Raw genomic sequence first — 22,377 nt, 5'->3', positions numbered from 1 at the left:
TGCGTGAGGTGAAGTCCGGCCCGATCCGGCCTCGAGCATCCCAGCGGGCGGCGACCAACAGGGCGCCCGCGCGCGGGTTGTGAGCCCAGCATCTTGCTCAACTAAGAACGCTGCGGCCCGCGCGTGGAGGCTCTCGTCAGTTCGCGCCCGTACGTGCCGGGGCCGTCCGACGGGCGCGGCGAACCGCCGGCGGCGGGGAGCACGACTGCGGCCGGGGCATCGTACGGCTCCGGCCCGGCCCCTGCGGGCAGGCCTCGCCGCAGCGCGCGTCCTCTACAGGTGTAGAGTCCTATTCCTCAGCCTCTACAGATGTAGAGGTCGGTCTGACCCAACCTCAAGGAGTCACGATGAGCGCCACCGCCCCATCCGCCATCGGACACGGGCACCGGCCCGGGCCCGGGGCCCTGCGACCCTTCAAGGTGGGCGCGGGCGGCTTCGTGCTGCTGGGTACCGGCCACCTCGCCATTGCCGCCGCGACGGCCTGGGGCGACCCGACACCACAGCAAGAAGCCTCCTCGGCAGCCATGCGGGCCACGGGCATGACGATGCTGGGCCTGGAACGCAGCACCCTCGACCTCGTCAACGGCATGAGTGCCGTCATGGCCCTGTTCGTCATCTCCGGCGCGGCCCTTGCCCTGCTCGCAGCCCGGCACTCCCCGGCCTTGGTCGAGCGGCGCACCGCTTTCGGGTGGACGCTCCTCGCCACCTCACTCGCCGGCCTGGCGATATCAGCCCTCTTCCTGCCCCCTCCGCCGATCGCCGTCCTCACCGTCACCAGCTGCGCCTTCGCCCTGTCCCTGCGCCGGGCCGCACGCTGACCTCGGCACCGGTGCCGGTGCCGGTGCCGGTGCCGGTGTCCGTCAACTCGACGGCGGGCTGAGACTCCCGCCCCTCGCCGCGGCCGTGCCGCTCGGCAGGCCGCCGGGCAACGGCCCTGCCCGTCGGGGCGGCATGAACGTACGGCAGTCCGGCCGGACAGGGGTGCGCTCCGCCCCGGCCGGTTGCCGGGGCGGAGCGAGGAGGCGTACGGGGTTGGCCTCAGCGGCCGCTCGCGCGCCTGCGGTGGCGGAGCAGGGCGAGTCCGCCACCGAGGGCGAGCGTCGCACTGGAACCGCCGGCAAGGAGCAGGGTGGAGGATGCGGAGTCGCCCTCCGTGCGCGGGAGGCCGTAGCCGCTGGAGTAGCCCATGGTGTCGTACTCCGAGCCGGGCAGCTTGTCGGCGTAGCGGGCCTTGACCAGCTTCTGGTAGTCGCTGAGCGATACGGACGCCTGGCCGCCCAGCCCTTGCCGGGCTTGGTCGTTGAGCGGCTCGACGGTGAGGAGTTTGAGCTGGTACCAGCCGCGGTTCTGCGGCTCGGTGAAGACCAGCGTGCCCGCGGTGGCCTTGCCGGCGTACACGGCGTCGCTGTCGCCGTCGCGCACGGCCGCCAAGTGCCAGCCGCCGCCTTGGGTGGGAGCCAGCATGACGGTGGCGTTGCGGCCGTTGACGGTGGTGCTCAGCGAGGAGACCAGCTGCGTCAGCTTGACCGCCTCGGTGGGCAGTGGCTGGGCGGTGCCCGCGACGAACCCGGGAGTGATCTCGTTCAGTGCCACCGGGTCCTTGATCGTGAAGACCGGGAGCCCCTGGCACGGCTCGGCGGTCTCGGGGATCGTCTGCACCGGGCCGCCGGCGTCACCGGTGGGCACCGGAGTACGCAGGAAACGGCAGACGGTGTCGCGCACGTCGGCGGACCTCACCGCGTTGAGAGCCGCCTGGTAGTCCGGGATGTCTGCCGGGAGAGGATCCCTGGCCGGGGCCGCGTGGACCGGAACCGCGACGGACAGCAGTGCGGAGGCACTCAGCGCGATGACGATGGAGAGACGGGAGCGGCGGGAGGCCGCCCGATTGCTGGACGTTTTGGTGCAGCTGGTGTCGCGCATGTCGCCTGCCTTAGCGGGAGATGCCGATGCGGGAGTGGGTCCACTTGGACGAGCTGTTGCTCACGTAGTCGTTGTAGTTCCACCACGTGTACGTGGTGGTGTCCGGCCACGGGTCGGCCACGGCGATCGTGGTGTTCGACGTGTCGAAGCCGTAGACCACGTTCATGTGGCCGCCACCGGACGCCCACCCGATGCGGGCACCGATCGGCCGGGCCGCCTTGACGTCGGTGTACACCTGGTTGAACGTGGCCGCGCTGTTCAGGCCGGAGCCGGTGTGGGCCATGCCGAGGCTGCTCCAGCCCTTGGCCATGTCGTCGAGCGTGGCGGGCTGGTTGTTGCAGCCGTAGTAGGGCTGGGCCCGGTTGCAGAAGTCCGTCTGTGTGGAGCCGAAGCCCTGGAACTTCGCGATGGTCAGCCCGGAGGCGGCCCAGCACCACTGGGACTTCTCCTGTTTCAGCATGGTGATGGTGTCCTGGCCCGCTTCCGCGTGAGCCGTGCCTGCCGCGGCCGTGAGCGATCCCAAGGCGGCCAGCGCGATGGCCGACGCCGTGGTTCCGTACCTGAACCTGCCCATTTTCCTGCCTTCCCCTGATGGGTACAACGAGATGAACGGGGCAATCTGGCAGGAATATGACAGCGCATTATGTCTGCGGCAGAAAGGGGACTTGCGGCAGATTGCCCCCTAATGATTACTTTTCAGGTAGTCATGGGATTCTGGCCTACGGCTCCCATCTGCCTGCCGAAGCGGGTGCCGTACGGGCACGCCGACCCCATCAACAAGCTGGAGCTCAGCCCCCACGGGCGGACCCCCGCCAGCGGGTCCGACGACCGGACCGTACGGCTGTGGCGGGTGGACGGGGCCGGGCCGCCTCGGGGGTGAGCGCGGCCGTTGCGCAGGCACCGGCGACCCGGCCCTTCCGCCGGGCGAAGTTCCCGGCCGTGAGCACGGCGCGGACGGTTTCGGCTCCGTCCCGGACGTGGATGTTCGAGGTGTCGGCCCGAGGGTCGCCGACCCGCAGCGGTCCCCTCCAGAGAGACGAGACGATGTCCCCGAGGATCGACGAAGCCGGACAGGACACACCCTGGCGCCGCCCCGGCAGGGCCCGATACGCCGCCGTCCGCGTCCGCGGGCTGCTCCGGCCTCCCGTCACGGTCCACGGCCCGCCCCCGGAACCGTGGTCATCGATCACGACCAGTCCGCCATCACCCGGGACGGCACCGTCCTACGGGCAGCATCCACCGCCCGCCCGGCAGCGGCCCGTTCCCGGTCATCCTGGCCGCGCACCCGTACGGCAAGGACAACCTGCCGAAACCCACCTCCCGCTCCCCGCCATCCCCCACCCGTAGCCCGCCCGTAGCCCGCCCCGGAGAGGCCGTCACCGCCCACCTCGCTCCCGCGTTGCGTTCCCCCCTCTCCACGAACGCGCTACTCGAGCCCCGGGCGTACCCGGCGATCCCCGCGGCGCTCCCGCAGCTCCGCCAGTTCCCGGAGGGCATGCCGGTCTCCGGCCTCGACGGCCAGTCGGGCCAGTCGCTCGGCGCCCTGGAGGTCCCCTGCCCGCTCCCGTATCCAGGCCAGCGCGGTGTAGCAGCGTGGGCTTCCGGCGTCGGCGGCCCGCCGGGCCGTGTCTTCGGCACCTTGGCGGTCCCCCGTCCGCTCCTGCAACCTGGCCAGGGCGTTGTAGGCGCGCCAGTCTCCCGCGTCGGCGGCCAGACCGTAAAGGCGCTCGGCGCCCTTGGGGTCCTCGGCCCGCTCACGGCTCCGGCCCAGTCTGCGAAGGGCGCCCTGGTCGCCGGCGCCGGTGGACAGTCGGGCGAGTCGCTCGGCGCCCTGGAGGTCCCCCGCTCGTTCCCGCATTTCGGTCAGGCTACGGAGAGCGTCCGGATTTCCCGCACCGGCGGCGAGCCGGGCCAGTCGCTCGGCGCCTTTGGAGTCGCCTGCTCGATCCCGCATCCAGGCCAGAGCGGCACAGCAGTGCGCGTCTCCGGCATCCACCGCCAGCCGGGCCATCCGCTCGGCGCCCGGGAAGTCACCGGCCCTTTCGCGTGTCTCGGCCAGCGCGGCGTAAGCCCCGGAGTCGCCCGCGCGGGCGGCGAGCCGGGCCAGGTACTCGGCGTCGTGGGTGAGGCCCATTGCTTCTGCTTCACGGCTCAGCCGGGCCAGAGGGCCTGCGTCCTCGGCGTGGGCGGCTGAGGCTGTCCAGAACGACTGTGGCGGGCGTACGCGTGCGCGGGTGGCGCGGCCGTGGGCATCGAGGTAGTCCGACAGGCGCGAGACACCGCACTGTGCCCCCATACCGCTGGTGCGGAGGACGGGTTCCAGGGCCGCGGCAACGTGCTGGACAGGAGCACGGGCGTCGGCGAGGGCAGAAGGGAACCAATCGGGGCCGGCCGTGGTGCGCTGCTCGTCGCTCAGGTAGCCGGGGGCCGCGTCGTGGAGGAAGCCGTCGGGCAGGGGGGTGTCCCAGCCCATCCGGCAGGCGTCCATGGCGGCAGTGATCAGGGCGTGCGTGTAGCAGGCGGGGGGCGCGTCGGCGGATTCGTAGCGGTCCACGAGTTGCAGGCCGGCTGCCAGGGTCTGGGTGATCTTCCCGTCCCGGGAGGACCGGCCGGCAGCCGTGAGCGCCGGATCGTCACCGCGGGTGTCGAGCACCCGCAGGTCCTCTACGCCGAAGGCGGAGGGGATGCACACGACGGCTGTGGCACCCGTCAGGAGCGTACGGGCATGGCGGTGTGGGTCCGCGCTGCCGAAGGCGCGTTCAGGTGGGGGCGCGGTCACCTCCGTGAAGGCGGTGTCCCACAGGGTGGCCATGATGATCGTGGGGCCGGGCTGGGCCAGACGTGAGAGCAGGCCGGCGGCGAGCGCTTCGCCCTCACGGCCGGCCAGAAGCTGGTGGGCGTCGTCGAGCCACAGGACCGTGCGGGGGGTGAGCACACGGGCGGCCATGACCTCCAGTGCACTTGCCGCTGTGCGGGGGAAGACGAGTTGCCAGTCGGCCAGGGCGCCGACGTGACGGACGGCTTCGTACGCGGCGCGGGTCTTGCCCGTGCACGAGCCCCCGCGCACCACCACCAGCACCGCCTCCCGGCCGGTGACCGCGGTCCGTAGCACCTCGCGCAACTGCTGGTCGTGGGGGCGCTCGACGTAGGAGGGGAGGACGAAGCCGGTGGAAGGCGAGCTGATGCCGGAGATTGACGGATGGACGCGCAATTGGGCCGCCGTCCAACGGTCCAGGCGCTGGGGCGGGTCGGTCAGGGCATCGCGTTGGGCCCTTGCCTCGGCGGCGGCCAGGTCGGCGGCTGCCCGTTGCCCCAACCGTGCTTGTTCGGCCTCCCGGACGCGGGCCCGGTTGACCGCTGTGTGCCGCTGCCGCCACCGCTGCGGATCGAGCAGTGCTGCGTCACGGGCGGCGATGCCGCCATGGGCGGCTGCTGCCTGCCTGATGCCGGCGATCACACCGGCCAGGACGTCCACGTCCGCGGGGAACGCCTTGCCGCTCAGCCAGTTGTCGACGGTGTTGTGCGAGCGCTCCACGCGCGCGGCAAGCTCTCGCAGGGAGGGGCGCACGCCCACTGGTAGCTGTCGGCGTAGGTGTTCCACACTCTGGAGATCGGCGAAGAACCCTTCCTCCAGCGCGGCCGCGGTGTCGTACTGCGTCATGGGGCTACCGGCCCGTCCCTTCGACAGCCGTCCAGCGCGTCCACAACGAACGCGTCGGATGGCTGTCAGCGTAGGCCCGCCAACCGCCGTCCGGAACACCGCCTGTCCAGTCCGGGGCGGGGCAGTCGATGGACACACCGGTGGACGGACGTGATGGGGGTTGTCCCGCTCCCCACAACGCATCCATCGGAGTCAATGATGAGTACGTTCCACGTTTTGTTCGTCCTGCTGGCCACGCAGGGGATCGTCGTGGTGCTGACCACCACCGTGACCGCGGCAACGGTCGTGGTGATCGTCCGTCAGTCCTTGCAGAGTGCCCCGGCCCAGGACCGAGCCGCGATTCTCCGCTCCGTCGCCGAGATCACTCGCGCACTGTGCGGTCGCCGGAAGTGAGAACGTCCGGCGAGTAGGCGGAGATCGACAGCGGGCACGACTCCGTGCCCGCGCCACCGCACCGAGATCGCCCACCGCTACGAAGTCAGCGACCGCGCGCGCCGCGCCGGCGTGTCCTTACCAAGCGCTCTTGTCGCGCGCATCCCAATTGGTGGGCGAGTTGACGCGGGGCACCGGGCGGCCAATCGGTTCTTCGCCTTTGCGCCGGCGGTGTGGCATGACGAGTCCGGTGCCCGGGGTAGCCGGCGTCAGCGACGGTGAGGGTCTTGCTGATGGCGGCCTTGGCGCCGGAATCCTCCCAGGCCTTGCAGTCGTTACGGATTCCGGCAAGCAGTCTGCCCACCGCGACGACCATGCGGGTGTCGGCGTCGATGACGACCTGCTGGATGGTGGAGTACCGGTAGTTCTTCGACTGTGCGGCGATGGTGTGGTCGCGGGTCGGGGCCAGGTGCCGTCAACGATGAGCACGGCGTCCTCGGCGAACCGTTTGCGGGGCTGGAGCGTGAGCATCGGCCCGAAGTGGTCGATGATGCCGTCCGCGACCGACTTGGACACCCCGAACAAGGGGGCGAGTTGGCGCATCGTCAGGTTGGTGCGCCAGTACGCCGCGACCAGCAGTGCCCGGTCCTGCAGCGGAAGGCTCCACGGCCGGCCCTTGCGGACCGCATCCGCACCCTCACGTCGCAGCACAGCCACCAGCTTCCCGAAGCAGCGCGGGTTCGGCCCGCTGAACGGGGCTATCCAAGACGGCTACGACGCCGTGATCACACCACCCACACCAAGATCAGCTCACCCGTGACCAGCAGTTACGGGAGAAGCCTTGGGCACTGCTCCGCCGACGCAGCATCGGTACGCACGAGGACGTCGTCACGCAATGGGGCGCCACTGGCCACAAACGTCCAGAGCTTCCGCCTCTCCGCAGCATCAGCCTTGAACAGCACAGTTGTGCCCTGTTCAGCCAGCGTCTCCATGATCGCGACCATGTCCACCGGTGACCCCTCCAGAAGTGGCTCGAACACACCACGGTCAAGCGGGAATACGCGGCACCTCAACATGCGGCCCTACCATTCCCGAGGTCGGAGAGCCCGTGGGTTCAGGGAACTGAAGGTTTTTGAGCGGGCACCTGCGGGTATCTGCGGTTATCTGCGGGTCGGATGCTGTGCTCTGCGGGGATCGACCCCCGAGTCCGTGCGGACTCACTGCGAGGAGTCCTGGCTTGTGGGCGTCGTCGCCTCGTGGAGATGCTCCTCAAGCGGACCCAGGTGCCGGTCATGGGCCAGGACGATCTCGTCCGCGAGGTTGAGGATGCGGATGGTGCCGTCGGGAAACCGGACGGTGATGCCGACGGCGAAGTCGTAGTTGCCGTGCTCGTAGCGGATCTCCCGGACGGAGAGGATCCGCTGGCCGGCGAACCGGGTCATGGGAAAACCGGGCAGGTCGTCCTCGACTGTGGTGTGGCCGTATTCGTCCATGTCGTAGGGGCCGTGAGGCTGGTCGATCTCAAGGAACAGCCCGTCGCCCGGTGTGTGGAACCGGATGGGGCCGAGGCCGTCCATGTACAGCCACATGTGCAGGAGGGAGGGCTCGTTCTCCTGGTAGTGATGCCAGGAGGTCGTCACCTTCAGAAGGTGTCTGCCGACCAGGTCCTGAGCGTTGATCATCCGTCGATGCTGTCACGAGGTTCCACGATGCGGCACTGGTTTCCAGGAGGCGCCGGGCCGAGTCCGCGTATCGCAAGGCGGTCTTCTCGTCGAGCCCGCACACCTCGGCGGCGCGGTCTGCTGGGGTGCGCAGAGCGCTGCGCCCCGGCTCTACGGTCCGGTGGCTTTTCGCGAGCGGTTGCCGCTGGTGGCGGGGCGGAGGGTTCCGGGGCCGTAGCAGGCACGGGCCCGGTCGGTGACCGCTTCGATCGCGAGGGCGCGGTCGTCGCCGGGGGCGAAGTGAGCTGCTGGGCGGCTCCCGTGTCCGGTCAGGATGCGGTGCACCGTCGAGGCGGGCAGGCCCAGAACCGGACCGATACGCGCGGGTCCGAGCTTGCGGTCCCGCTGCGACGGCAGACCTGTGCCTCCACCTCGGCGGATGTCCGGTGCGGGGTCCTGGCAGGCCGGCTGGAGCGGTCGTGCAGGCCCGCCTCGTGGCGGCGAAGTGGGTACCCGGCATGGCCTTCTCCCCGGTGGGTAGCTGCCCGGCGGGCGGGACGCACTCGCCATGCCGCAGACGGCTGATGAGGGGGTGGTTCCCGGGCATCCGGTGCGGCCCGCCGACGAGCGTCCCCCAGGGGGACGGCTGTCCCGGCGGCTGGTGAGGGAGCTGACCAGCTCCTCGACCACTGCTCGTGGCGCGGTTGCGCTACCCGTGGCGGACGGGACACAGGATAATGGGGCGCATGGTCACGGTCTCCCCCGCCTCCTCCGCACCGTCCGCGGCCGAGGTGCTGTACGCCCGGTATGCCGGCCGCCTGCCCGCTTCTCTCGAGAAGCTCACGGGCCCCGACCACGGAGTGGTCCACCTCCCGCTGCACGTGGCCTGGTCCGGGCTGCGCGCCTACGACCTCGACCGCCCCCGGCTGCGGATGGGCATGTACCGCACCGTCCTCGCCGAAGGCCAGCACGAGGACCTGGTCCACCTCCTCAACCGCGACCTCCTGATCACTCAGTGGCCCGTCCTGCGCACGCTGGTCCCCCGGCACCTGCGCCAGGCCTGGGAGGAAGCCTTCCCCGAGCTCACCGCTGAGGAATCCCCCGCCGCGTGAACCTCTCCGACCTGCACCGCCGGCTCCTCGCGGCCGTCATGGACGTCGGCGCCCCCTACCCCCTGGTGATTACCGGCGGGTACGCCGTCCAGGCGCACGGCCTCGTCGACCGCCTCAGTCAGGACCTCGACGTCGCCACCGAGAACCCGGCCCCCATGCCCGAGATCGTCGGCAGTCTCGAACGGGGACTCGCCACCCGGGGCTGGCGCGTACGGGTGATCAGCGTGGACCCGCTCTCCGCCCGCCTCATGGTCACCGACCCGGGCACTGGCGAGGACTGCGAGGTAGACGTCCTCAAAGAGCACTTCTGGACGCCCCCGGCACAGACCGCGTACGGCCCGGTCATGCCTTTCGACTCCGTCATCGGCACCAAGGTCCGTGCTCTCGCTGACCGCGGCGTCGCACGCGACCTCATCGACGTCCACGCCGCCTCCCGGCACCGCGACGTCGGCGAACTCGAACGGCTGGGCGAGCGGCACGGCCGCGACGAGTTCCGGCTCGAAGACCTCCGCGACCGCCTCGCCGGCGCCCTATGGACCGACGACGAGGAGTTCACGGCCTACGGCCTCACTGCGGAGGAGACCGCCGAAATCCGGGCCTGGGCCCGGCACTGGGCCGACGACCTCGACCGACGGCTACACGAAAGCGAACCTGAGGCCTGACGAACCCGTGGAGACCGCACCACGTATGCACCACTACACGGGCGCCGCGGGTACACAGTCCGCCTCGCCCTCGGCGAACGCGGCGAACGCGGCGAAGATGTCCTGGTACTTCGTCGCTGGTTGGCACGGGGTCAGAGTTCGGTTGTCCACATCCCGGCAGGGTGCTCACTCGGTGGCAGCCACAACTGAGGCTGTGACTCCCGATGGCTCTCCTCAGCCTGTTCGTCCCAGTGAAATCGGTCATCCGCGGCAGGCCACGCAACTTGCAGCACAGGGAAGGGAGGACGCCGGTAGAACCCGATGGCCTGTCGGAGGAAGGTCCGGTACCAGCGGAGATCGACCTGCCTGAGCGCGACGTGGCGACCGCCGACAACGTCAGGATGTCTCTGGCCGTCAGCCAGTACAGCGCCCGCGGCGGCCTTCTCTCCCATTCTGTTGAGCATGCGGTGCATGGCGTGGATTTCAAGTCCGAACATGGCGAGCTCAGGCGCGCTGTGAGTGTGCGCCAGGCCGATCGTGTAGGCGAATCCAGGCCCGCTGTCGTCTTCGGGAACCATCACGACGTGCCATCCGTGCCGCTTCACATTCCCGATGATCGTCAGATCCATGCGGTCCGCGTCGTCCCGGTCACCGTAGTCATGGCAGAGGACGCAGTGGCACTGGAACGGGTCAGCAGTCATACCCGGAGGCTACGAGGTGAGTGGTCCGGCGACGCCTCCGTACCGGATCAGCTCGGACGGGACTGCCGTGCCGGGGCGCTGGCATCGGCCGGTGCCGGTGCGGGCACGGCGCCGGGAGGCAGCGCCCGCAGGGCGCGCACGACCGTACGGTTCACCGCAGCATTGGAGGCCGCCACGACGCGGGCCTGCTCCAGGCGTGCCCTCGTCTCCCAGGCCGACGCGCGTCGGGGCGCGCGGTCGGCCGGGCGGCGGGCGAAGCCGACGCCTGCCACGTGCCCGGCGAGGGCGGGAGTGACAGCCGCCGACCGCTCCCGCAGGGAGCCGCCGACGGCCGAGGGCTCTCGGGCCCGCTCGATCGGGCCGTGCGGCCGATGAGCTTTCCCGGACGTCGGCGGATGTGCGGATCAGCGCAGTCCGGCGAAGAGGTCGTTCTCGGGTACGGCCGCGCCGGTGGCGTCCTTGACACGTACGAAGGTCTCCATGCCCATCAACTCGCCGAACCTCTCCTTGCCCATCTTGAGGAAGAAGATGTTCTCGCCCTGACTGGCGTGCGCGGCCAGCGCGTCGAACTTCTGACCGCTGAACGCGGTGGTGTCCACCCATGTGGTGATCTCTTCGTCGGGGAGGCCGATCTCGGCCATCGCGGCCGCCTCTGCGGGATCCGGCTCCGGCATGTCCCCGTGAAACTCGCGCATGATCTCCCCGAACCGCTGCATTCCGGAGCGGGGCATCGTCGTCCAGTACACCTTCGGTGTCAGCGCGGTCATCTCCAGCGCCGCCATCGTGATCCGGTGGGCCTGGATGTGGTCGGGGTGGCCGTAGAAGCCGTTCTCGTCGTAGGTGACGACCACATCGGGGCGGTAGTGCCGCATGAGTTCCGCGAGTCGGGCGGCGCCTTCCTCCACGGGGGTCTGCCAGAAGGATCCGGGGGCGTCGTTGCTCGACCAGCCCATCATCCCGGAGTCGGCATAGTCCAGCATCTCCAGATCGCTGATCTTCAGGACGTCACAACTCGCCTCAAGTTCTTGACGGCGCATCAAGGCGACGGCCGCCGGATCGTGCCCGGGACCGCCCGGCTTGACACCCCCCGGACCGTCACCGCAACGGCCGTCGGTACACGTCACGAGAACCGTGCGAATGCCTTCCGCCGCGTACCGCGCGAGGACCCCTCCGGTGCCGGTGGCCTCGTCGTCGGGGTGGGCGTGCACTGCCATGAGCGTCAAGGGCCGGTCAGTCACGAAACAATCCTCCTGCAGAAATACTTCTTGGTCCAAGTGCGCGGCGGGCGTACCGCGATCCGGGGGGGGCGGGTTCTGGTGGGGCGGACGACCTTGTGGTCTCCGTGCTCCCGCCCGTGGCTCCGATCCCTCGGTTGATGCAACCGCGCCGACCAGACCGGCTGTTCCCGGGGCGGCTTCCTGGTTTTCCCAGACAGCCTCGATCCTGAGCCGGCCGAGGCGGTCTGTCGCTCGGCCGCTTCCGCGATGTCCGGGTCCACCCGGCCTGGCGCCGCGATTTCCGTGGTGCGCGGCAAGCGCGGCGCCGTAGCCCGCGCATGCACCGGCGGCTGCACGGCCGCGCCGCCCGTATTCCGTACGGGTCCGGATCCGGCAGACCCTCCAGGAGCGCGGCCCTGGTGAGCGCAGCCGCCTTGTCCCACGACGTTTATGGCCTTTCCCGCGACCTTTACGACTTGTCCGACGACGTTTCCGAGCGGGCCGGCGCGAGAAGTCGTAGGCCGGGGAAGGGACGCGGCCCGGGCACAGCGCTGTCCCTCGACCTGAGGAGCCGCAGGACAGCGATGTACCCGCGGACATCAGGGGGTGAGCCCCCAGCCGACGTCTTCCCCGGCCACATCGCAGTCAATGCCAGTGCTGCTCAGCTCACGGCGATACCCCCGTTGCTTGCGAGATCCGTTTCGGTTGCCCTTGCGGTACGGATCAGCAGTTCCGTCGGTCAGAGGTGCCGTACGGCGAAGCTTTCTAGGGTGCCCACGGCCCGAGCATGTCCTTCATCGCTTCCGTCGTCGCGAGCTGCAGCAGCGGGCCGTAGGTGAGCCGGCCGACGCCGAGGCGGCGGAAGTGCTCGAGGTCGTGCTTGACGGGATGGGCTGTGGAGTTCACGGGAATGGCGACGGCTCCGATCACCGCCGCCAGCAGGTCGTCGTTGTCCTGGATGGCCACCGGGTAGACACTGTCGGCGCCAGCCTGCTCCATGGCCCGCAGCCGCTCGATTGCCTCGTCGAGGACGCTGGGGGCATCGTCGGCATGCAGGAAGAGGTCGGTGCGCCCGTTGACCCAGATCGGGATCCCCGCGTCGTCGGCCGCCGCGCGCAGGCCCGCGATGTAGCGCGCGTGCTCCTTCGTGCTGCGCACGCGGCCGCCGTCCGAGTGGACGGTGTCCTCGATGTTGAGACCGACGCCGCCGACTTCGATGAGTCCGGCGATGAGGTCTGCGGGCTTCTGCCCGTACCCAGCCTCCAGGTCCACGGACACGGGGATGTCGACCGCCGCGATGATTGGCCTGACGGCAGCGAGTACCTCCTCGAAGGACTGCCCCTCGTGGTCATCGGCCCCCCGTGAGTCGGCGAGTGGATGACTGCCGATCGTTAGCGCGGGGAACCCGGCATGGGCTGCCGTCCGCGCGGACCAGACGTCCCAGACGGTCGGCAGTACCAGCGGCTTGTGCTCGGCGTGCAGCTGCTTGAGGCGTTGAGCGCGCTCAACGGTGGTGCGAGAGTCCATGTCAAGGACGCTACCCCCAATTCGCCACCAACCCATCGTCATCGGAGCGACCGTCGAGCGGCTCGGCTGGGCCGACGAGAATGGGCGGTTCGACGAGCAGAAGATGCGCGAGGCGTCGGCGAGTAGCCCGGCGCCCCTGCCGGGAGGGACGCTTTCGTGCGTCCGGGGTCAGTCGAGCGGGAGCGCCTGGTGCGCGGCGACGATCGCGTCGATGCGGTGCGCCGGGTCGAGGTCGGCCGTGGTGAGCCGGTATCCGGCGCCGTGGGTCGTGGGTCGTGATCTACGCGCGGGGGCTGTCGATGCGGAGGTCGAGGTCCGCGTGATGCTGGTCCCGCCGGGACCGGTCGGCGATCGTCGGGATCGCTGCCACCGCCGCGTGATACCGGATCGGGTAGGTACGGGTGATCTCGTCGCCCCGGCCGTTCCCACCCCGGCAGCCCGGCAGCCCGGCCAGTCCCTCCGTGATCTCCGTGGCGGGCCGCGCGGAAGCCGCCGCCGAAGCCCTCGCCGATGCCGCCGAGGCAGACAGCAGGGCAGGCAGGCAGGCAGGCAGGCAGCACGCTCGGAGCACGGCCGCCGGCCGCAGGAAACGGGGCGGGGGCATCATCGCCGCCCGGATCACCGAACTGATCGACCAAGCGGCCGGGCGCGGGAGAAACGATCCGCCGGCCGAACCCGCGCCGGGCAACGCGACAGCCTCCATCACGACGACTTGGAGCCCTTCGTACGGACCCCCATGCCCGTGCGGCGCTTGCACTGGATCACCCGGTCCGGCGAGAGCGCGGCATGGTGGCGGCCATCGCATCGGCGCAGGGTCCGCCACCACGGCCCTCGTCCTTGAACCGCCAGCTCCGCGGCGCCATCGCCTAGTTGTCGACGGACATCGTGGACGAGCTCGACAAGATCGGCGCCACAACAGGCCGCCCGGAACCGCGCCCCGCAGCCTGAGATTCCGGTGGTCAGGACACGCCACGGCCGATGGGGCCCTGGGCTCATGATCGCTGCGTTCGAGGGGAATCAATATCTGTCCCGGCGGTCTAAGAATTCAATGGACCCCGCAAGGAGAGTTTCTTCCGGAACGCCTCGGGCGGAAATGTTTTACGTACACAAGCCGCTGCAGCGTGCTACTGTCGATCTCGGTTGCAGTTTTGGTACCCAAAAACTTCAAGCGCCTCAAAGCGGCCTCCGCGCCGCATAAAGGCGCTTCATATTTCCGGTCATTTTTCCGGGCGGGGCATCATCGCGGCGACACGGTGTCCGCACAATGCAGGCGCTGATGTACTGCCCCAAAGGAGATATGACATGGCTGCTGGCACCGTGAAGTGGTTCAACCCGGCAAAGGGTTTCGGCTTCATCGAGCAGGACGGTGGCGGCGACGACGTCTTCGCCCATTTCTCGAACATCGCCGCCCAGGGCTTCCGCGAGCTGCTCGAAGGCCAGAAGGTCACCTTCGACATCGCGCAGGGCCAGAAGGGCCCGACGGCCGAGAACATCGTCCCCGCCTGACGCTGACGCGCATTGTGTAGCTGGGGCCCGCATCCCTCGGGGTGCGGGCCCCAGCTACACACATTCGCCCGCAGTGCGTCCACCTGCGGGACAAGGCACTTAAGGATGCATCCTCCTTGAGGCTGCATCTGAGTGATTTCTCTGGATTTCTCGCGTCCGTATGACGCCATCTCATTCCAACACCTGCGCCCCTGCAGATTTCCTGTGGGCCAGATGTGCTTTCGCATTCCATTCGGCCCGTTCCTGTGATTCCCGCGCCGCTGTTCCCGCTGCCGGAATTCCTTGATTGGTGCCGCAATCAAGGAAGGTTCTGAATGAACCCCACACGTACGAACAACCGCTCCTCCCGCAGCCGCACCGGCGGCCCCGCTTTCGGCACTGACGCCGGTTCGGGTCGAAGCAGCCGCTTCGGCTCGTCGGCCCCGAGCCGTTCCGGAGGTCCGAGCCGTTCTGGCGGCTACGGCCGCCGGCCCGCCGCGGTCCAGGGCGAGTTCGCCCTGCCGAAGACGATCACGCCCCCACTGCCCGCCGTCGAGGCGTTCACCGATCTCGACATGCCGGCCGAGCTGCTCGCCGCGCTGAGCGCGCAGGGTGTGACCATGCCCTTCCCGATCCAGGGTGCCACCCTGCCCAACACCCTCGCGGGCCGTGACGTCCTCGGCCGCGGCCGCACCGGCTCCGGCAAGACCCTGGCCTTCGGCCTCGCTCTGCTGACCCGCACCGCCGGGCAGCGCGCCGAGCCCCAGCAGCCGCTCGCACTGATCCTCGTACCGACCCGCGAGTTGGCCCAGCAGGTCACCGACGCCCTCACCCCGTACGCCCGCTCGGTGAAGCTGCGCCTGGCCACCGTCGTCGGCGGCATGTCGATCGGCAAGCAGATCGGTGCGCTACGCGGAGGCGCGGAAGTCGTCGTGGCCACGCCCGGCCGGTTGAAGGACCTCATCGACCGCGGTGACTGCCGCCTGAACCAGGTCGCCATCACCGTTCTCGACGAGGCCGACCAGATGGCCGACATGGGCTTCATGCCCCAGGTCACCGCGCTCTTGGACCAAGTGCGCCCGGAGGGGCAGCGGATGCTCTTCTCCGCGACCCTGGACCGCAACGTCGACCTGCTGGTCCGCCGCTACCTGACCGACCCGGTCGTGCACTCCGTCGACCCGTCCGCCGGTGCGGTGACGACGATGGAGCACCACGTCCTCCACGTCCACGGCGCCGACAAGCAGCGGATGACGACGGAGATCGCGGCGCGCGAAGGCCGGGTGATGATGTTCCTGGACACCAAGCACGCCGTCGACCGGCTGACCGAGCACCTGCTCAACAGCGGTGTACGGGCAGCCGCGCTGCACGGCGGGAAGTCCCAGCCCCAGCGGACCCGCACCCTGGCCCAGTTCAAGACCGGACACGTCACCGTCCTGGTCGCCACGAACGTTGCCGCCCGCGGCATCCACGTCGACAACCTCGACCTCGTCGTCAACGTCGACCCCCCGACCGACCACAAGGACTACCTCCACCGCGGCGGCCGCACCGCCCGCGCCGGAGAGTCCGGCAGCGTCGTCACCCTGGTCACCCCCAACCAGCGCCGCGACATGACCCGGCTGATGACGGCCGCGGGCATCACCCCGCAGTCCACCCAGGTTCGCTCCGGCGAAGAGGCACTGAACCGGATCACGGGCGCCCAGACCCCTTCCGGCATCCCGGTCACCATCACCGCACCGGTCTCCGAGCGGCCCAAGCGCAGCGCCGCCTCCCGCGGTCGGCGCAGGCCCGTTTCGGCTGCCCGGCGCGTGAGCGCGCGACAGTCCGCTTTCGACGCGGCTGCCTGAGCATCAGTGATCCGGAAACTGACCCACCTCTGCAGGAGGCACGTGTTGACGCTGGTCCAGATGCAGTCCCGCTCGGCGAACGCCACCGTTGTACCCCGGACGGTGAACGACGTGATGGAAGCGGCCGGCCCACAGGTCTGCGACGACATGACGGTCGAGGTGGCCATGGCCGTCATGGCCAGTGCCCGCGCGGACCATCTCCTCGTCTGCGACGAGGACGGCCTGTGTACCGGACTGGTCACCCAGTCCCAGCTCGCCGCCATCCGCGACAGCGCCGCGTACACGGACCAGCTCCGGCTGCGCGCCGTACTCGGCGAGCGCGGGCCGTTCGCCTCGCCCGCCACCACGATGGCCGAGGCCGACCACGCGATGCGCTACCGCAGGCTCGCTGCCCTGCCCGTCGTCGACGAGCGGGGAAGCCCGCTGGGCGTTCTCGCCCTTGCACGCTGACCGCCTCACGGCACGACCGGTCCTCCGCTGCGTCCCCTCGGTGTCGTGGACCCGGAGCATGCGCCGACCAACGACGTCGATGAATCGGAACGACCCATAACGGGCACCGAACCGGTCCCGCAGGTTCCGCGCGACGATATCGAGGGAGCCCACGGGGCGCGGCAGCCTCCGCCCCATGGCGCCCCACCGACGCACCCGGCCGTACAGCAGCCAACTTCAGCGTCCGACGAACATCGGCACCCCGCTCCGGTACCGGCATAGGTGCGGCGGCACGGGTCGGGCGCCGGGTGGGTCGGACTCACCCCGTGCAGCTCCTCCCCGGAACGCGACACAGGTCAGGGCGCGGGGCGCCGATGTCGGGGCTGCCCCCCAGGTGCTGTGCCGGTCGTAGTTGAGGTCAGGGACAGTGGCCTGGATGTCCGCGAGGACCTGACACCTGCGGAGCGGCCGCTGAAGGGCCCCGCGTCTACAGGGTGCGGGCCTCTCTCATGCCGTCGGCCGTGGGGAACAGCCGGTCGGCCTGGGTGAGTTCCAGGACCCGGGCCAGGGTGCGGGGCAAGGGGCCGGCCAGGACAAGGCTGCTGGTGCGCAGCAGGTGCAGCAGGTGCAGCAGGTGCAGCAGGTGCAGCATGGTGTTGAGCATGGAGGAGTCGGCGAAGGTGACCCGGCTGACGTCCAGGACGATCCGCCGGACTGCCGGGTCGGCGAGTGCTGGCGCGCAGGCTCGCCGCAGGGGTTCCAGGGTGGCCTGGTCGAATGCTCCCGAGCACGTGATCACGCGGACACCGTCATCCTCCTCCGTGAGTACCAGCACTTCTTGGTCCACGAGTCTTTCCTTGGTCGGGCTGGGGTTCCCGCGTGGCCACGGGGGGCGGAGCAGGGAGGGGTTCTCGTGTCGGCTCGTATGGGTTGGGCTGCTGCCGGGCGGTGAAGCGGTTGGGCTCGCTCGCGGGCTGCGGACGTCGGCGGAGCGGCCGCTGACGGGCCCCGCGTCTACAGGGTGCGGGCCGCTTTCACGCTGTCGGCGGTCGGAAAGAGTTCGCGGACGCGGAAGGGGTCCAGGACGCGGGTCAGAGAGCGGGGCAGGGGGCCGGCCAGGACCAGGCGGCCGGTGCGCAGGAGGCGGAGCAGGGTGTTGAGTAGGGAGGAGTCGGCGAAGGTGACCCGGCTGACGTCGAGCACGATCCGCTGGATGGCCGGGTCGTTGAGGGCAGGGTCGCAGACCTGCCGTAAAGGTTCCTGCGTCGCCAGGTCGAACTCTCCGGCGCAGGTGATCACGCGCACCCCGTCGCCCTCGTCCGGCAGGGTCAGTACTTCCTGTTCCACAGGCTGTTCCTTGATCACGCTCGGGCTTCCTGCCTCGCCAGGGGTTGGTTGATGGAGCCGATGCGGGATTCGTCCGCATCGGCCGGTGGATACCGGAGGTCGCGTAGCGGGAGCCGGCCGACGCAGGCTCAGGCGGCGGCCCGGGGCCGTGCCGTCGCCACGGCGGCGGCGCGCTGGTGCTCGGCGTTGATGCGCTGGGCTTCCTGCAGCTGGTCTTCGAGGATGACGATCCGGCAGGCGGCTTCGATGGGCATGCCCTGGTCGACGAGCTCGCGGGCGCGGGCGGCGATGCGGAGCTGGTAGCGGGAGTAGCGGCGGTGGCCGCCGGCGGAGCGGAGCGGGGTGATCAGGCGGGCCTCGCCGATCGCGCGCAGGAAGCTCTGGGTGGTGCCGAGCATGTCGGCGGCCCGGCCCATCGTGTAGGCGGGGAAATCATCGTCGTCGAGACGGCCGTACGAATCATCCGCTGTCATTTCACCTCTCTCTGGAGCATGCGGAGGGGCCCTGGTGCCTATGGCACCAGGGCCCCGAAGGAACTGCTACACCATCTGCCGGCCCTGGTACTGCGCCGGCCTTCCGTATCCGCTGACCCGTCCGAACGGGGACAGGCTGTGCGGGGATCGCGGTTGCTCGACCGGAGACCACCTCACTATCGATGTCCTGCGGTACCCGGGCTCAACACTCCGCCCGGGCGATCCTGATGGCTCCCAATCCCTCCGTTCATCCCTCGGATGATCGACTACCTACCACTGGGAACTACTGGTACTGCGAACTGCGGATACTGCTCCACTCAACTGCTGGTACTGCTTGCGGCCTGACCCAGCGCCACGCTCCGGCAGCCAGCCCCGTCGCCCGTCCTGCGTCTGCTCTGGCTTAGAACCCCACTGCCGAACCTCCCGATGCGCGCGCCCGCAGCCGACGCCTTCACCGAGGTGCTGCTCACTGACTTCACTGCTGGGTACTTCTTCTACTGCGGTATTGCGAACCGCTCGGTACCGTACGCGGCCTGATCAAGCGCCACGCTTTCGGCAGCCAGCCCCGTCGCCCGTCCTGCGTCTGCTCTGGCTTAGAACCCCACTGCCGAACCTCCCGGTGCGGACGCCCACCATCGACACCCTCACCGAGGTACTACTGAGTACTGCGAACCGCTTGTACTGCAACCACTGCGCGTGGTGGCCCCTGATGACTGCGGGCCACCCGGTCCGGTGATCAGTCCCGTCGCCGTCCTACGACAAACCTGGCTTCGACACTCCACCACCGCACCGTCATACGGGCACTACCTGTACTGCGGATACCGCCTGCCCGGCAGTTCGTCTCTGCCAGGCCCTTCGGTCTCTCTGGGCTACGAGAGAAACCATAACCACGCGATCCCGCAATGTCTACTCCGGCCGTCACAGATTTCCATTCGGTGGGCGGAGAGGTAATCGAACCCCGTGGAACACAGGCCCCGCCGCCGGGCGGCGGGCGTCGGGTGTCACAGCGCCTCCGGCTGGCCCGTGGTGTCGTCGAGGTGGGTCAGGCGCGGGTTCGGGAACGTGGTGAAGCGGTTGCGGTCGACGGGAACCGGCGGCCACGGGGGACCCACGACCGAGAACGATCAGCCATCACAGCGCCCCGTACCCGGGCCCGCGGTTCAGCCGGATGCGGTCTACCTCTCGGGGAACTCGACATGGACGCCGACCGCTCCGCCCTGCTCATCGCGGCCCTGCAGCACGCGGTAACCAACCCGGGCGGCCCCGCGGTGATCACCATCGATGTCAGTGAGCTCGGCTTCTGCGACTCCAACGGCATCAACGTCCTCCTGCGCGCCCAACTCACCGCCATCACCCACAGCCGCACCCTGCGTCTGCGAGGGCCGAACTCTCAGCTCCTCAAGCTCCTGAACCGCACCGGGGCCCTCACCCTCTTCCGCCTCGCCCCCTAACCACACTGGGGCCGGCACACCCCGACGCCGAAACCGGGTCCGGCCAGCGGGCCGACGCCGGCCCTTCGCGTTCCTCCCGTGCTCCTCGCACCAGAACGCGGGAATGATCACGCCGCAGTATGCCGGACGCACGGGCAGCCCCGCGTGCAGGGGAAATTCCCTGGCTTCCGCCTCACTCGGCCAGCCCGGACGGGGGTGCCGGAAGCCGGCGCGCAGTTGAGGGTGGGGGTGTGTCCGAACCCCGCTTGATCGTCCATCCGGCCGACGCGAACGGGTGGCGCCGCGTGCGGGCAGTCCATCGATGTCGCCCACCACGCCCCAGCGCCCAGGTCGTGGAGTGGCGCGGCGGCGGCCCGGAAACCTGGGCCGAATCACCGCGTAGGCGGCGCCGGGCCGGGCGGGTCAGCGGGGATCAATCATGCAGGCTTCCTCGATGCTCTGGGTGACCCGGAACAGGGTGCGGACCTGGGCGAGTTCCCGGACCCTACGCCAACTTTCCGCGCTTCGAGCAAGCCTTGAACGCCCCATTCCGGCAGCGATCTCGATGACAGCGGGTCTTCGCGGGTTGATGCACATCGTGATCCTCACGTTCGGCTACATGATCAGCCTAGGACTGGCCAAGTCCGGCAGCCGCGACCACTACGACGGCTCCTGACCCGCCGCCAACACAGGGCCACAGGGCCAGTGCGTCATCACTCACGGTAGAGCCCGCGACCGGTCAGACGGATCGCCAGGTCCTCTCCCACCCTGTCCACCAGGGTCGGAGTGGGCTCGGTATGGCTGTTGAACGGGTCACCTCGCGCTCCAGACGCCAGCTGCGCTCCTCGGGGTCCGAGTCAGGCGGCGGGGCGAGTTGCTCGAACCGTTCGGCCATGTCCTCCAGCCGGGCGCGCCACTCCCGAAGAGGCCACTACCCCCCGTGCAGCGGTCTCCCCCTCCACGCCATTGACGTGGCTTCTGTGGTTGCCCCAGCGGTAACAGGTCCACCGTTGGAAAGTGGTGAGCAATTCCAGCCGCAGGTCCAGCTCCCGTAGCGCGCGGCCAGCAATGCGGCCACCTCGCGCATGAACCGGAATTTTTCCGTCCAATCGAAACCGGGAGGAGGTGGCATCGAGGCGACCGATGCCGCCGGCCGCGGGGCTTCGTCGTCGTCCCCCGCGAACGCGTGCCGGTCAGGGTCAACAGCAGACCATGCGTAGTGGGTGGACGTGGTGTACCCCCGAAGGCAGTGGTGCCAGAAGAACTGAAGCTCCGCCATCTTGAAGTGGCTGGTCAGCGGGGTGGCGTGACCTCGTTTCGGGGTGCTCGTGCTGGTCGTGGGCGGCAGTCTGTGTTGTAGATCGTCCGGCGGCGTGGTTTTGCCGATGAGTTCACCGTCCTCGAACGGTCTACCCAGCGATACGACCGTTCTCGACAGGAGTGCCATGTCCACCATCCAGCCAGTGATCGTGACTGCCGACCAGGACGTTCTGCTCGGCTTCTATACGAAATTGTTCGGCGCTGAGGAGATCTTCCGGGTACCGGCGGAAGGCCCGACCTTCTACCTCGGCTTGCGCATCGGCGACACCGACCTCGGGCTGGTGGCCAAGGAGAACCCGGGGACCGGGGCGGCACCGCGGATCCTGCTCAGCATCGGTGTCGACGACGTCGACGAGACGCTCAGCCGGGTGGCGGCGCTGGGCGGCTCGGTCCGCAGCGGCCCCAACAACATGCCGTGGGGACAGCGGGTCGCCCACATCCAGGACCCCGACGGCAACCCGGTGAACCTCACTCAGCCGATCCCGGCCCTGTGACGCTGTTCCGGGAGCATGTGCTGATCGTGGGCTACCTGCGGTAGAGATCAATTGTCGGTGGTGGCCTTGATGTTCGTCAGGACGAGCAGCGCGCGAAACAGGTGGGTGGCGCGGGCGGGTTCAGTACGGAGCTCGGTGAGGATCCGCCAGTTCTTCAGGTGGGCGAAGCCGCGTTCGGCGGGGACGCGTCCGGCGGCCAGGACCCGGTTGGCCTCCTTCTCGGCGGGGGTGAGCTTACGGGCGCGGGTGGCCTTGAAGCCGGTGACGACCACGGGATCGTCCCCGTCGTCGTCCAGGCCGAGGAAGCCCAGGTCGGCCAGGGCGCCGAGGCCGGCAGCACGCAGGTGGGCCAGGATGTGGTCGCGGCGGGCGGCGGTGATGTCGTGGGTGCGTCCGGGCCGGGCGGCCGATATCCACACCAGACGGCCTCGCTCGTCGGTCAGCGCAAGGACGTGCAGGCCGTGGCGGCGATGCTTGCCGGAGTAATTCGGGCGGTTCGCCTCTCCGGTACGGCGCTGGGTGGGGATGAGGGTGCCGTCGATCAGGACGACCTCCCCGCCGGGCGATCTTCTTCAGGGCGCGGTCCAGGCGCGGGGCCTTCGCGGCCAGCAGGTGGATCAGCTCGTCGCGCCAGCGCCGGATGGTGGTGGCGGAGATGTCGTTGCCGCCGGCCATGTCGGCCAGGCGCTGATCGTGCCGCAGCACGGCCAAGACGATCACCGCGATCCTCCCTGGCGGCAGCG

Annotated in this window: 21 protein-coding genes and 2 pseudogenes; 10 read left to right on the top strand and 13 right to left on the bottom strand. The window is 69.5% G+C overall.

The features are described from left to right. Positions 1-347 precede the first annotated feature (347 nt). Positions 348-818, top strand: a complete 471-nt coding sequence (locus tag OTB16_RS27840) for an LIC_13387 family protein (protein ID WP_267723537.1) — start codon at positions 348-350, stop codon at positions 816-818. 220 nt (positions 819-1,038) lie between these two features. Here OTB16_RS27840 and OTB16_RS27835 read toward each other — a convergent pair whose 3' ends face one another. Together OTB16_RS27835 and OTB16_RS27830 are read right to left on the bottom strand one after the other, a co-directional pair. Further along, entirely contained in the window at positions 1,039-1,920 is an 882-nt protein-coding gene (locus tag OTB16_RS27835) for a hypothetical protein (protein ID WP_267723536.1), read from the bottom strand. Positions 1,921-1,930: 10 nt separating this feature from the next. Then, on the bottom strand, positions 1,931-2,494 hold the full coding sequence (locus tag OTB16_RS27830) for a papain-like cysteine protease family protein (protein ID WP_267723535.1): 564 nt from the start codon (positions 2,492-2,494) through the stop codon (positions 1,931-1,933). A gap of 132 nt (positions 2,495-2,626) precedes the next feature. Here OTB16_RS27830 and OTB16_RS27825 point away from each other — a divergent pair, with 132 nt between their 5' ends. Continuing rightward, on the top strand, positions 2,627-2,800 hold the full coding sequence (locus tag OTB16_RS27825; protein WP_267723534.1) for a WD40 repeat domain-containing protein: 174 nt from the start codon (positions 2,627-2,629) through the stop codon (positions 2,798-2,800). A gap of 546 nt (positions 2,801-3,346) precedes the next feature. On the opposite strand, the gene OTB16_RS27820 is transcribed toward OTB16_RS27825, so the two are convergent. Beyond that, entirely contained in the window at positions 3,347-5,581 is a 2,235-nt protein-coding gene (locus tag OTB16_RS27820) for a hypothetical protein (protein WP_267723533.1), read from the bottom strand. Between the two features lie 198 nt (positions 5,582-5,779). Between OTB16_RS27820 and OTB16_RS27815 the strand changes: the two genes are divergently transcribed. Beyond that, positions 5,780-5,974, top strand: coding sequence for a hypothetical protein (locus tag OTB16_RS27815; protein WP_267723531.1), 195 nt, complete (start codon positions 5,780-5,782; stop codon positions 5,972-5,974). 192 nt (positions 5,975-6,166) lie between these two features. Here the strand turns inward: OTB16_RS27815 and OTB16_RS27810 are convergent. The 3 genes and pseudogenes from OTB16_RS27810 to OTB16_RS27800 form a co-directional block, all read right to left on the bottom strand. Next, a pseudogene (locus tag OTB16_RS27810) lies at positions 6,167-6,715 on the bottom strand (transposase family protein); the annotation flags it as partial. Between the two features lie 455 nt (positions 6,716-7,170). Next, positions 7,171-7,635: a hypothetical protein gene (locus tag OTB16_RS27805; protein ID WP_267723530.1), complete on the bottom strand. Its 465-nt coding sequence runs from the start codon at positions 7,633-7,635 to the stop codon at positions 7,171-7,173. Positions 7,636-7,932: 297 nt separating this feature from the next. Continuing rightward, positions 7,933-8,108, bottom strand: a pseudogene (locus OTB16_RS27800) (IS481 family transposase); the annotation flags it as partial. Positions 8,109-8,360: 252 nt separating this feature from the next. Between OTB16_RS27800 and OTB16_RS27795 the strand changes: the two are divergent. Together OTB16_RS27795 and OTB16_RS27790 are read left to right on the top strand one after the other, a co-directional pair. Beyond that, positions 8,361-8,726, top strand: a complete 366-nt coding sequence (locus OTB16_RS27795; protein ID WP_267723529.1) for a hypothetical protein — start codon at positions 8,361-8,363, stop codon at positions 8,724-8,726. Continuing rightward, complete coding sequence (locus OTB16_RS27790; RefSeq protein WP_267723528.1) at positions 8,723-9,388, top strand: nucleotidyl transferase AbiEii/AbiGii toxin family protein; 666 nt, start codon at positions 8,723-8,725, stop codon at positions 9,386-9,388. The genes OTB16_RS27795 and OTB16_RS27790 overlap by 4 nt, the downstream gene beginning before the upstream one ends. Positions 9,389-9,519: 131 nt before the next feature. Here the strand turns inward: OTB16_RS27790 and OTB16_RS27785 are convergent, their stop codons facing one another. From OTB16_RS27785 to OTB16_RS27775, 3 genes are all read right to left on the bottom strand, one after another. After that, positions 9,520-10,068 carry a DUF4262 domain-containing protein gene (locus OTB16_RS27785; RefSeq protein ID WP_267723527.1) on the bottom strand — a complete coding sequence of 183 codons (549 nt, stop codon included), beginning with the start codon at positions 10,066-10,068 and terminating at the stop codon, positions 9,520-9,522. A gap of 404 nt (positions 10,069-10,472) precedes the next feature. Then, entirely contained in the window at positions 10,473-11,306 is an 834-nt protein-coding gene (locus tag OTB16_RS27780) for a PIG-L family deacetylase (RefSeq protein WP_267723526.1), read from the bottom strand. A 744-nt stretch (positions 11,307-12,050) separates the two neighbouring features. Beyond that, positions 12,051-12,812 carry an isocitrate lyase/PEP mutase family protein gene (locus tag OTB16_RS27775; RefSeq protein ID WP_267723525.1) on the bottom strand — a complete coding sequence of 254 codons (762 nt, stop codon included), beginning with the start codon at positions 12,810-12,812 and terminating at the stop codon, positions 12,051-12,053. A 1,302-nt stretch (positions 12,813-14,114) separates the two neighbouring features. Between OTB16_RS27775 and OTB16_RS27765 the strand changes: the two genes are divergently transcribed. From OTB16_RS27765 to OTB16_RS27755, 3 genes are all read left to right on the top strand, one after another. Further along, the gene (locus tag OTB16_RS27765; protein WP_267723524.1) at positions 14,115-14,318 is read left to right on the top strand and encodes a cold-shock protein; all 204 of its coding nucleotides are present in this window, start codon (positions 14,115-14,117) and stop codon (positions 14,316-14,318) included. A 314-nt stretch (positions 14,319-14,632) separates the two neighbouring features. Further along, positions 14,633-16,141, top strand: a complete 1,509-nt coding sequence (locus tag OTB16_RS27760) for a DEAD/DEAH box helicase (RefSeq protein ID WP_267723523.1) — start codon at positions 14,633-14,635, stop codon at positions 16,139-16,141. Positions 16,142-16,186: 45 nt separating this feature from the next. Further along, positions 16,187-16,591, top strand: coding sequence for a CBS domain-containing protein (locus tag OTB16_RS27755; RefSeq protein ID WP_267723522.1), 405 nt, complete (start codon positions 16,187-16,189; stop codon positions 16,589-16,591). A gap of 466 nt (positions 16,592-17,057) precedes the next feature. Here OTB16_RS27755 and OTB16_RS27750 read toward each other — a convergent pair whose 3' ends face one another. The 3 genes from OTB16_RS27750 to OTB16_RS27740 all read right to left on the bottom strand — a co-directional run bounded on the left by OTB16_RS27750 (position 17,058) and on the right by OTB16_RS27740 (position 18,390). Continuing rightward, complete coding sequence (locus OTB16_RS27750; protein WP_267723521.1) at positions 17,058-17,417, bottom strand: STAS domain-containing protein; 360 nt, start codon at positions 17,415-17,417, stop codon at positions 17,058-17,060. Between the two features lie 167 nt (positions 17,418-17,584). Further along, on the bottom strand, positions 17,585-17,917 hold the full coding sequence (locus OTB16_RS27745) for an STAS domain-containing protein (protein WP_267723520.1): 333 nt from the start codon (positions 17,915-17,917) through the stop codon (positions 17,585-17,587). Between the two features lie 128 nt (positions 17,918-18,045). Then, entirely contained in the window at positions 18,046-18,390 is a 345-nt protein-coding gene (locus OTB16_RS27740; protein ID WP_267723519.1) for a helix-turn-helix domain-containing protein, read from the bottom strand. A 1,196-nt stretch (positions 18,391-19,586) separates the two neighbouring features. On the opposite strand from OTB16_RS27740, the gene OTB16_RS27735 reads away from it, so the two are divergent. Both OTB16_RS27735 and OTB16_RS27730 read left to right on the top strand, forming a co-directional pair. Then, positions 19,587-19,841 carry an STAS domain-containing protein gene (locus OTB16_RS27735; protein ID WP_267723518.1) on the top strand — a complete coding sequence of 85 codons (255 nt, stop codon included), beginning with the start codon at positions 19,587-19,589 and terminating at the stop codon, positions 19,839-19,841. Between the two features lie 1,424 nt (positions 19,842-21,265). Continuing rightward, on the top strand, positions 21,266-21,634 hold the full coding sequence (locus OTB16_RS27730; RefSeq protein WP_267723517.1) for a VOC family protein: 369 nt from the start codon (positions 21,266-21,268) through the stop codon (positions 21,632-21,634). 47 nt (positions 21,635-21,681) lie between these two features. Here OTB16_RS27730 and OTB16_RS27725 read toward each other — a convergent pair whose 3' ends face one another. Continuing rightward, positions 21,682-22,161: a transposase family protein gene (locus OTB16_RS27725; protein WP_267723566.1), complete on the bottom strand. Its 480-nt coding sequence runs from the start codon at positions 22,159-22,161 to the stop codon at positions 21,682-21,684. Positions 22,162-22,377 lie beyond the last annotated feature (216 nt).

The organism is Streptomyces antarcticus (genome assembly GCF_026627255.1).
GTDB classification, from domain to species: domain Bacteria; phylum Actinomycetota; class Actinomycetes; order Streptomycetales; family Streptomycetaceae; genus Streptomyces; species Streptomyces antarcticus.
The sequence above is the reverse complement of the archived record's forward strand: the minus strand, read 5'-3'. Positions and strand labels throughout refer to the sequence as shown.